Source organism: Streptomyces sp. NPDC007084, from assembly GCF_040703595.1.
Lineage (GTDB): Bacteria > Actinomycetota > Actinomycetes > Streptomycetales > Streptomycetaceae > Streptomyces.
Genome location: NZ_JBEYFY010000105.1, coordinates 1 through 10261 on the forward strand (window position 1 = coordinate 1; position 10261 = coordinate 10261).

At 73.6% G+C, this 10261-nt stretch carries 8 protein-coding genes; 5 read left to right on the forward strand and 3 right to left on the reverse strand.

Going from position 1 to position 10261, the window contains the following annotated elements:
• Positions 1–228: 228 nt before the first annotated feature.
• Positions 229–1134: an NADP-dependent oxidoreductase gene (locus tag AB0912_RS35405; protein ID WP_366707358.1), complete on the reverse strand. Its 906-nt coding sequence runs from the start codon at positions 1132–1134 to the stop codon at positions 229–231.
• Between the two features lie 152 nt (positions 1135–1286).
• Here AB0912_RS35405 and AB0912_RS35410 point away from each other — a divergent pair, with 152 nt between their 5' ends.
• Complete coding sequence (locus tag AB0912_RS35410) at positions 1287–1673, forward strand: helix-turn-helix domain-containing protein (protein ID WP_366707360.1); 387 nt, start codon at positions 1287–1289, stop codon at positions 1671–1673.
• A 184-nt stretch (positions 1674–1857) separates the two neighbouring features.
• The gene (locus AB0912_RS35415; protein WP_366707362.1) at positions 1858–3270 is read left to right on the forward strand and encodes an SGNH/GDSL hydrolase family protein; all 1413 of its coding nucleotides are present in this window, start codon (positions 1858–1860) and stop codon (positions 3268–3270) included.
• Between the two features lie 135 nt (positions 3271–3405).
• On the opposite strand, the gene AB0912_RS35420 is transcribed toward AB0912_RS35415, so the two are convergent.
• Positions 3406–3888: a DUF456 domain-containing protein gene (locus AB0912_RS35420; RefSeq protein WP_366707364.1), complete on the reverse strand. Its 483-nt coding sequence runs from the start codon at positions 3886–3888 to the stop codon at positions 3406–3408.
• Between the two features lie 36 nt (positions 3889–3924).
• On the reverse strand, positions 3925–4905 hold the full coding sequence (locus AB0912_RS35425; protein ID WP_366707366.1) for a helix-turn-helix transcriptional regulator: 981 nt from the start codon (positions 4903–4905) through the stop codon (positions 3925–3927).
• 1075 nt (positions 4906–5980) lie between these two features.
• On the opposite strand from AB0912_RS35425, the gene AB0912_RS35430 reads away from it, so the two are divergent.
• The 3 genes from AB0912_RS35430 to AB0912_RS35440 all read left to right on the forward strand — a co-directional run.
• Positions 5981–7501 (forward strand): protein phosphatase 2C domain-containing protein, encoded by a 1521-nt coding sequence (locus tag AB0912_RS35430; RefSeq protein ID WP_366707370.1) that lies wholly within the window; start codon positions 5981–5983, stop codon positions 7499–7501.
• Between the two features lie 128 nt (positions 7502–7629).
• Positions 7630–9372, forward strand: coding sequence for a pyruvate dehydrogenase (locus tag AB0912_RS35435; RefSeq protein WP_366707368.1), 1743 nt, complete (start codon positions 7630–7632; stop codon positions 9370–9372).
• Between the two features lie 421 nt (positions 9373–9793).
• Positions 9794–10261: ATP-binding protein (locus tag AB0912_RS35440; protein ID WP_366707372.1), on the forward strand; the 468-nt coding region annotated here is incomplete at its 3' end.

Sequence of the window (10261 nt, forward strand, 5' to 3'; positions counted from 1 at the left end):
AACGGCCCGATCACCGCCCAAGCCTGATCAGTCACTTCATGACGACGCACCACGAACGGACCAACGACCCACCGACATTGCGGACACGCCCTAGGCCCGAGGAAGGACAGTCCGAGGAAGGACAGGGAGGGCAGCGGGAGGGGTATGGGCGCGGGCCGAGGAAGAGGCCGACCCGCGCATCTGTGCCCCGCCCCGCGCTTCAGACGGAGATCTTCAGACGGGAGATCTTCAGACGGAGATCACGATCTTTCCGCGGGTGTGTCCGCGCTCGGCCCGGGCGTGGGCGTCGGCGATCCGCTCCAGGGGGTACGCCTGCTCGATACGGGGTGTGTAGCGGCCCTGGCCGCCCAGTTCCGCCGCCGCGGACAGCAGGGCGGAGTCGTTCACCGCGCCGACCACATGCGTGCCCAGACGCTCCCCGCCCGCGTGGTCGGCGACCGTCGCGACGCGCTTCGGGTCGCCCGCGATCGCGACGAGGTCGTCCAGGGATCCGGAGGCCGCGGTGTCGAGCACGAGGTCGACGCCGTTCGGAGCGAGGGCGGAGACGCGCCGCGCGAGCCCGGGGCCGTAAGTGGTGGGGACGGCGCCGAGCGAGGTGAGGAACTCGTGGTTGCGTTCGCCGGCCGTCCCGATCACGGTGGCACCCCGCGCCACGGCGATCTCGACCGCCGCGCTGCCCACGCCTCCGGCGGCACCCTCGACGAGGAGGGTGCGCCCCGCCAGGGAGCCGAGCGCGTTCAGGCCGCACATCGCGGTCACGGACGCGAGACCCGCGCCCGCGGCCTGTTCGTCGTTCCACGTGGCGGGGGCGTGCGCCCAGGCCGAGAGGACGAACAGCTCCGCGGTCGCCCCGGTGACACCGCCCAGTCCGAAGACCCGTTCGCCGACGCTCACCCCCTCCACCCCCTCGCCGGTCTCGTCGACCACACCGGCGGCGTCGCGCCCGGGAACGGCGGGCAGCTCCACGGGGAAGATCTCGCGCAGGTCGCCGGCGCGCAGCTTCCAGTCGATGGGATTGACGCCGGCCGCCGCGACGCGGATACGGATCTCACCGGGTCCGGGGTGCGGGTCGGGAACCTCCTCGATCACCAGGTCCTCCGCCGCGCCGTATTCATGGAAGCGGGCTGCACGCATGGATGTCCTGCCTTGCCTTGATGGGGGGAAACGATGGGTTTCGTTCGCGGTGACGCCCGTCGCCGGAATACCTCCCGTCGCGTCGATGCTTCGGAAGATATCCGGACGGTTGGTCACCGACTGGATACCAAGACCGGAGACGGGAGACCCCGATGACGTCACGGCCACCGCTGCCGGCCGACTTGTTCGACGAGCTGTGTCCGTCCCCGCTGCTGCCCTTCCGCTTCGGTGACAAATGGGCACCCATGATCCTCCGCTGCCTGGAGGACGGCCCGCGCCGGTACTCCGAACTCCGTGTACCGCTGGGCCGCGTCACCGCGAAGGTGCTCACCCAGTCGCTGCGCGGCTTGGAACGGAGCGGGTTCGTGTCCCGCACGGTGTACGCCGACCCGAAACCGCGGGTGGAGTACGCGCTGACCCCGCTGGGCCGCAGCACACTGGAGCCGCTGGACGCCGCGTGCCAGTGGGCGACCGAACACTGGGACGAACTGCTCGACGCCCACGAGAGCGGTGCGGGCGGCATCTCCTCCACCGGCTGACCTCTGGGGCCGCCCGACCAAGGGAAAGCCCGTGGCACAGGAAGCGGCAGGCCCGCGTCCCTCGGAAACCACGGAGGAAGGTCACAGGCGCGAGTCACGGGCGAAAGTCACCGGCGGACCTCGGATTTCCTGTTCCCTGGTGTCCCAGCCGGGACCGCGGGGCCGGGGAGGGAAGCTAGGGGCCATGACCCGCGCGATCACGCTCCGGCGCCAGCTCGTCACCCTCGTCGCCCTGGTGACCACCTTGGTGATCACCCCGATGTTCACCGCGCCGAGCGCCCTCGCCGAGGCGGAGCCCGACTCCGGATCCAGCTCAGGCTTCGGCCCAGTGACCGCCTTGCGAGCGGAGAACCGTACCGGCGCCTCGCACGCCTCGCACGCCTCGAACACGTGGTCCACCGTGGCCACTGGGTTCACCGGGACCCCTGGGTCCACCGGGACCGACAGGTCCACCGGGATCACCTGGACCGGCACCTGGGAGGCCGCGGCCTCCGGTACCGCGCCCGCCTTGCCCGGCGCCACCGTCCGCAACGTCGTGCACACCAGCGTCGGCGGCCGGGCCGCCCGCGTCCGGCTCACCAACCGGCTCGGCACAGGCCCCCTCCAACTCGGCTCCGTCACCCTGGCGTTGCAGCTCCCCGGCGCCCCGGCAGGACCCGGCGCGGTGCCCGGCACCGTACGCCCGGTCACCTTCGGCGGCGCCCGCTCCCTCACCGTCCCCGCCGGCCGGGACGTGGTCAGCGATCCCGTCGCCCTGACCGTCCCCGCCGACGCCAGCCTCCTGGTGTCCGTGCACACCCCGGGCGACTCGGGCCCGGCCACCTTCCACCGCTCCGCGCTCCAGGCCAACTTCATCGCCCCCGGCGGCGACCGCACCGCCGACGAGAGCGGCGCCGCGTACACCACCACCGTCGGCAACTGGTACTACGTGACCGGCGTCGACGTGCTCGGCTCCTCGGCGGCCGGCAGCGTGGTCGCGCTCGGCGACTCCATCACCGACGGCACCGGCTCCTCGTTCGGCGCCAACCACCGCTGGCCCGACCGGCTCGCCGAGCGCCTGCGGGAGCTGCCCCCGGAGCGCAGGCCCGGCGTCCTCAACGCGGGGATCTCCGGCAACCGCGTCCTGCGCGAAGGGCGCGGCCCGAGCGCGCTCAGCCGTCTCGACACCGACGTCTTCTCCCGTACGGGCGTCCGCACGATGATCGTGCTGGAGGGCGTCAACGACATCAAGGGCAGCCCCGAGCCGACCGACCCCCGCGACCTGGAGGACGCCTACCGGCTTCTCGTGCGCCGCGCCCACGCCCGCGGCATCCGTGTCATCGGCGGCACGATCACCCCGTACGGCGGCCACAGCGCGTACACCCCGGCCGGGGAGGCGATGCGGCGCGCGGTCAACGACGCCATTCGCGGCGGACGGATCTTCGACGCCGTCGTGGACTTCGACGCGACCGTCCGCGATCCGGCCCGCCCGGACCGCATCCTCCCCGCCTACGACCCCGGTGACCATCTGCACTTCAACGACACCGGCATGCGGGCTCTCGCCGGCGCGATCGACCTGACCGCCCTCGTCCCGACCGGGGCCGCCCGCTACCGGTAGCCGCCCGGTCGGGCCGCCCGCTACCGGTAGCCGCCCGGCCGGGGCCGCCCGCTTCCCGTAGCCCCGCCCGGCCGGACCGGGTGGGCCCGTCAGGCCGGACCGGGTGGGCCCGTCAGGCCGGACCGGGTGGGCCCGTCAGGCCGAGATCACCGCGCCCAGCCACGCGCCCAGGATCAGCAGGCAGGCGAAGAACTCCGTTAGCACGCTCCAGCCGCCCGAGCGCATCGCGGTCCGCACCGACGCCCACGCCTCGCCCCGCCCGCCCAGGCGCAGCCGCTCGCAGAGGTAGACCCCGCCGACGAACCCCGGGATCGCACCCACCACCGGCAGCAGGAAGAACCCGACAAGCGACCCGGTACCGGCGTACACCGCCATCCGGGTGGTGGCGCCGCTCTCCCGCAGCCGGCGCGGGGGCAGCACCAAGCGGACCGCCTGGGCCAGCAGCAGCACCGCCGTCGCGCCGACGAGGACCGCCCAGGACAGCGCCCGCGGATCGCTCAGCGCCCACCACAGCACCGCGGCCCACACGAGCCACGACCCCGGCAGACCGGGCACCAGTACTCCGGACAGGCCGAGCAGGATCACCACGCCGACCAGCAGGAGTTCCCACACTCCCATCTGCCCAGCCTGCCCGAGCGGGCGCTGAACCGCAGATCAGTCCCGCGCCACCCAGCCTCGCTCGTAGGCGTGCCAGCCGAGCTGGAGCCGGGTGGTCACGCCCGTCAGCTCCATCAGCCGCTTCACCCGGCGCTGCACCGTCCGCAGTCCCAGATCGAGCTGTTTCGCCACGCTCGCGTCGGTCAGCCCGGCGAGCAGCAGGGAGAGGATCTCCAGATCGGCCGCGTCCGGCCCGTCCGCCTCCTGCTCCAGGACGCCCCGGCTGCCCAGTCGCAGCGGCAGCGCGTCCCGCCACACCGACTCGAACAGCCCCGACAGCAGCTCCAGGAGCCCGCTCGCGTGCACCACCAGCGCCGCCGGCTCGGCGGTGTGCGAGGTGAGCGGCACCATCGCCAGCGACCGGTCGGCGATCACCAGCTTGGTCGGCACCTGGTCCACCACCCGCACCTGCTCCTCGCGGCCGAGCGCGGCCGACAGCTCGGTGATGCCGTTCGGCAGGTCGAGGACGGCCCGCTCGACGACCACCCGGTAGCGCACGCCCCGGTTCGCCGCCTGCTCCTCCGCGTCGTTGTCCATCCCGGACACCACCAGCGGATTCCCGGTGACCAGCGCGCACACCTCCTCGGCCGCGCCGAGCTGGAGCTGGAGGAACCGCTGCGCGACCGCCGCCGCGCCGATCACCACCTCCACCAGGTCGTGCACGGCCGGCTCGGCGGCGGAGGCCCGGTACTCCTCGGCCAGCAGCGCCGCCGCCAGCTCCGCCTTCTCCAGTTCGTGGCGCCGCTGGGTGAGCAGCGCGCCAAGGGCGACGCCAGGGGGCGCGGCGACCCAGCGGCCGGCCCGCGCCGAGGACTGCGCGGCCAGACCGTGCCGCTCCAGGATGCGCAGCGCGCGCTCCGTGTCGTACTCGCCGAGCGTCAGCCGGCGTGCGAGATCGGGTACGTCGGCGGCGCCCACGGACACCAGGGCCCGGTACGCCGACTCGTGGGTCTCGTCCAGACCTATCGCTCCCAGCATGCGGCGATGCCCCTCCCAAGGACGCGTTCCGGCCGGTCGGCGGCACCATGGCGGGAAACGGCCACGGCGCAAACCCGCCTCGGCACATCATCGCCGCACCCCCCGCCCCTCTGACAAGCTCAAGTCACCGCGGCACCAACCGCCGCCCGTAATGCCCCACTTGGGCCCGGCGTGCGGACGCGAGCCACGCAAATCACCAAGACGCCGCCGGGCGGTTCTCCCGTGGGGGGTGGGACCGCCCGGCGGTTCTGTGCGCCGACGTTCCGTCACGTATCTCTGTTCGACGGCCAGTACCTTGGCCGGTTTTTCCGGATGCGCCGTTTTCAACGGCCTGTCGCGGTGGACAATTAGGGGCATGAGCCAGCAGGGGGAGAAGCGCACCGGTCACGAGGACGCGTGGTGGGGGGAGTTGTACGACGACTCCACCGAGGACACGGGGCCCGCGGCGGCGGCCGACTCCCTGGACGACCGGTTCGCCTCGGCGACCGGCACCCTGGGCGACGTCCCGGCCCCCGACGCCGAGATCCGCCGGGACGCCGGTTCCGGGACACCGTCCGTACCGGCGCCGGGATCCGGTTCCGCGCCGGGGCCGGGGGCGGAGTGGGGGCCCGCGACGGTGTACGGCGGGGGCGCGCGGCCGGGTGGCGTCTTCGACGACGACGCATCTCCGGCGTATCCCGAGGAGGCGGCTTCGGCGTATCCCGAGGAGCCGGCTCCGGCGTACCCCGAGGAATCGGCTCCGGCGTACCCCGAGGAGCAGGCGCCCGCCGCCGAGCCGGAAGCACCCCACCCCGGGAGGAACGAGCGGGGCTCCGGTGTACCCGCTCAGGCACCCTCACCATGGGACCGCCCTCCGGCGGCCCAGACCCCGGGCTCCTGGACGGGCGCGACAGCGCGCGGCGGGGCGGCGGGGCCACGTCCAGGCCCGTGGGAGCCGGTGCGCGCCGAGCCGCCGCAGGCACCCGCCCCCTTCCCGCCCGGCCCGACACCGCCGGGCTTCACCCCGCAGGCGCCTGACCCGCAGGTACCTGACCCGCAGGCTGCCCCCGACCCCCGAAGCGGCCCGCCCGCCGAAATGCCCACCCGGCAAGCCCCCGTATCCAAGGCCCCGGCGGACACGCCCCCGAAGCCCACGTCCGCCCCGGAGCCGGCGGGACAGGCAATCACCCCGGACCCCGCAGGCCCGCCGCCCGTCGGCCCGCCGCCTGTGGAGCCGCCCCCAGCCGCCCCGTCGTACAGCGCGCCGCAGCGGACCTCCGAGGCCCCCGCCCCCGACGTTCCGGCCGCCCCGGAGCCCGCCAGGCCACCGGTCACCTCGGACCCCGTAGGCCCTCCGCCCGTAGAGCCTCCGCCCGTAGGCCCCCCAGCCGTGGAGCCGCCCTCCGCAGCCCCGCCGTACAACCCCCCACGGCAGATCCCCGAGTCACCCGCCCCCACCGGCCCACCCCCGGTGACACCAGCCGCCGCGGGCCCCGCCCCCACCGGGGCCGCTCCCACCTCGGCCGCCCCCACCACCCTCCCCACCACCACCGGAGGATTCCGCCCGCCCCGGGCCGTCGACGCTGACGGAGGCGAGGGCGGCCGGGCCGGGGCGGGGCGGGCGCCCGTGCTCGGGGTGGGGCAGCGGCCGGCGAGTGTCGATCACGTCGGGTCGGGGCCGCCCACCTACGACGCCGAGCCGACCGCGTTGCCGCCCGCCGACCCGGACGAGCTGGACGACCTGGTCGCGGACACCGTGCTCGACGGTGCCCGGTACGGGACGAGCACCCTGCGCGCCGTCTCGGTGCGCGGGGACTCCGCGCGGTACCGGGGCGAGCCGCGCCGCGACTCGCTGCTCACCGCCCGCTTCGGGACGGGCGAGCAGGCGCTCGTCCTGGTGGCGATGGCGACCGGCGCCCGGGCGGCTCCCGGAGCGCACCGGGCCGCGGCGGAGGCCTGCCAGTGGATCGCGCGCGCCGTCGGCCGCAGTCACGCGCGGCTGGCCGACGACATCCGGGCCGCCCGCCGTGGAGACCTGAAGTCCGGGCTGCACCGCCTCACCGACCGCAGCCTCGGCAAACTGCGGGCGAGCGCCGCGGAGCAGGGCGTCGAACCGGAGGAGTACACCGCCAGCCTGCGCTGTCTGCTGTTGTCCACCGACCCCGAGTGCCGCACCCGGGTGTTCTTCGGCGTCGGCGCCGGCGGCCTGTTCCGGCTGCGGGACGGCGAGTGGCAGGACATCGAGCCCCGGGTCGCCGAGGCCACCGGGGAGCCCGTGGTCGGCTTCGGATCGCCGCCGCACGAGACCCCGGAGGGCGACCGGCTCACCATGGACCTGGGGATCACGACACCCCCGAGCCCGTACGAACCCGCCCCGCGTCCGCCGCGCGCCCCCTTCCGGTTCCGGGCCTCGATCGCCCGCCCGGGTGACACCCTCCTGCTCTGCACGGGAGGCCTCGCCGAGCCGCTGCGCGGCGAACCGGAGCTGGCCGAGTACCTCACGACACGGTGGTCGCAGGGGGAGCCGCCCGGTCTCGCGCCGTTCCTCGCGGACAGCACGGTCCGGGTCAAGGGCTATGCCGACGACAGGACCGCCGCCGCCGTCTGGGAGGCGTAACCACGCACGGTGTGAATTCATTGGATCCAGGCGTCGCGGACGCGGACCGATCCGCGCACCCCCCGGCGGCGGGGCGGGGGACGGGAGACGCCTGCGGCTTTCGAGGATCACGAAGAGGTGCGTGCAGCATGGCCAAGCAGAACGTCGCCGAGCAGTTCGTCGACATCCTCGTCCGCGCGGGCGTCAAACGGCTGTACGGGGTGGTCGGCGACAGCCTCAACCCCGTGGTGGACGCGATCCGGCGCAACGCGGCCATCGACTGGATCCACGTCCGCCACGAGGAGACGGCCGCGTTCGCCGCGAGCGCCGAGGCGCAGATCACCGGCAGGCTCGCGGCCTGCGCCGGCTCCTGCGGCCCCGGCAACCTCCACCTGATCAACGGCCTCTACGACGCCCACCGCTCCATGGCCCCCGTACTGGCCCTCGCCTCGCAGATCCCCTCCAGCGAGATCGGCCTCGGCTACTTCCAGGAGACCCACCCCGACCAGCTCTTCCGCGAGTGCAGCCACTACAGCGAGCTGATCTCCAGCCCGAAGCAGATGCCGAGGCTGCTCCAGACCGCCATCCAGCACGCGGTCGGCCAGTCCGGGGTCAGTGTCGTCTCGCTGCCCGGTGACATCGCCGCCGAGCCGGCCCCGGACAAGACCATCGAGACCGCGCTCGTCACCTCCCGGCCCAGCGTGCGGCCCGGCGACACCGAGATCGACCAGCTCGTGGCGATGATCGACGAGGCCCAGAAGGTCACCCTGTTCTGCGGCAGCGGCACGGCCGGCGCGCACGCCGAGGTCATGGAGTTCGCAGAGAAGATCAAGTCCCCGGTCGGGCACGCCTTGCGGGGCAAGGAGTGGATTCAGTACGACAATCCCTTCGACGTCGGGATGAGCGGTCTCCTCGGGTACGGCGCCGCCTACGAGGCGACCCACGAGTGCGACCTGCTGATCCTGCTGGGCACCGACTTCCCGTACAACGCGTTCCTGCCCGACGACGTCAAGATCGTCCAGGTCGACGTCCGGCCCGAGCACCTGGGGCGGCGCTCCAAGCTGGACCTCGCGGTGTGGGGCGACGTGAAGGAGACCCTGCGCTGTCTGACCCCGCGCGTGCGGCCCAAGGGCAACCGGCGCTTCCTCGACAAGATGCTGAAGAAACACGCCGACGCGCTCGAAGGCGTCGTCAAAGCCTACACCCGCAAGGTCGACAAGCACGTCCCGATCCACCCCGAGTACGTGGCCGCGGTGCTCGACGAACTCGCCGACGACGACGCCGTGTTCACGGTCGACACCGGCATGTGCAACGTCTGGGCGGCCCGCTACATCTCGCCCAACGGCAGCCGCCGGGTGATCGGTTCGTTCTCCCACGGGTCGATGGCGAACGCGCTGCCGATGGCGATCGGCGCCCAGTTCACCGACCCTGACCGGCAGGTCGTGTCGATGTCCGGCGACGGCGGATTCTCCATGCTGATGGGCGACTTCCTCACCCTCGTGCAGTACGACCTCCCGGTGAAGGTGGTCCTCTTCAACAACTCCGCCCTGAGCATGGTCGAGTTGGAGATGCTGGTCGCGGGGCTCCCCTCGTACGGCACCACCAACAAGAACCCCGACTTCGCCGCCGTGGCGCAGGCGTGCGGGGCGTACGGCGTCCGTGTGGAGAAGCCCAAGCAGCTCGCCGGGGCCCTCAAGGACGCCTTCGCCCACAAGGGCCCGGCCCTGGTCGACATCGTCACCGACCCGAACGCGCTGTCCATCCCGCCGAAGATCAGCGCGGACATGGTGACGGGCTTCGCGCTCTCCGCGTCCAAGATCGTGCTGGACGGCGGTGTCGGACGGATGCTCCAGATGGCCCGTTCCAACCTGCGCAACGTGCCCAGGCCGTAGCCGCCGGGCGCCACAACTCCTCGTCTTCTACGGCGGGTTCGGCAGGCCGGTGTCGGCTCGACCGCTGAGCGTACGTGGTCCGCGCGTCTGCGGAGGGCGCGGACCCGCGGCGGTGCGGGACGGCCGGCTCCGCCGCCCTCGCCTGGGTTCGGGGCGGTTCGCGGCGAGTCCGGAGCCGATTGGCGCCGGTCGCCCACCCCGGAGCAGCCGGAACATGCCAGAGGTCCACGCCAATGGCACCCGCGCCGATTCGGCATGACTGCCGCGTTCCCGCCTGGGCATGGATCCCCGTGAACGTGTTCGAGCTGGAGGGGATTCCGACATCGGCACGCAGGCGGGGGTCATGAAGAGGCAGGCAAGCGGCGGTGTTCCGACGGCCGGGGGGACCTCCTCCACGGGTCCGGGGGACCCGGTGGACGACATGTCCGACGGCGCGACGGACCGGCCGGACACCACCCAGCTCCGGCGCAGACTGGCCACGGCGGACCTGCGGGCCGTGCCCGAGGTGCGCAGGGCGCTGCGGGAGCTGCTACGGCACTGGGGGAAGCCGGGGCGGGCCGAGACGGCCGAGCTGCTGACCAGCGAACTGGTCACCAACGCGCTGATCCACACCGACCGTGACGCCGTCCTGACGGCGACCGTCGGAGCGCGCCGACTGCGCGTGGAGGTACGGGACTTCGTGGGCCGCAGGCCCCGGCTGCGGGTCCCGGACGCCGACGACGGCACGCACGGCAGAGGTCTGGTCCTCGTGCAGTCGCTCGCGGACGCGTGGGGTGTGCGGGCGCACGGCGTGGGCAAGGCCGTGTGGTTCGAACTCGACGGCGGCGGGGGGGGGGGGGTGGACACCCCGCCCCGCCCCCGGCCGGGGCCGCCCCCCCCCCCCCCCCCC

Bases quoted from the DNA above. Each gene is read 5' to 3' on its own strand.
- AB0912_RS35405 (WP_366707358.1), bottom strand. From the start codon at position 1,134: ATGCGTGCAGCCCGCTTCCATGAATACGGCGCGGCGGAGGACCTGGTG.
- AB0912_RS35425 (WP_366707366.1), bottom strand. From the start codon at position 4,905: ATGCTGGGAGCGATAGGTCTGGACGAGACCCACGAGTCGGCGTACCGG.
- AB0912_RS35430 (WP_366707370.1), top strand. From the start codon at position 5,981: ATGCCCACCCGGCAAGCCCCCGTATCCAAGGCCCCGGCGGACACGCCC.
- AB0912_RS35420 (WP_366707364.1), bottom strand. From the start codon at position 3,888: ATGGGAGTGTGGGAACTCCTGCTGGTCGGCGTGGTGATCCTGCTCGGC.
- AB0912_RS35435 (WP_366707368.1), top strand. From the start codon at position 7,630: ATGGCCAAGCAGAACGTCGCCGAGCAGTTCGTCGACATCCTCGTCCGC.
- AB0912_RS35410 (WP_366707360.1), top strand. From the start codon at position 1,287: ATGACGTCACGGCCACCGCTGCCGGCCGACTTGTTCGACGAGCTGTGT.
- AB0912_RS35415 (WP_366707362.1), top strand. From the start codon at position 1,858: ATGACCCGCGCGATCACGCTCCGGCGCCAGCTCGTCACCCTCGTCGCC.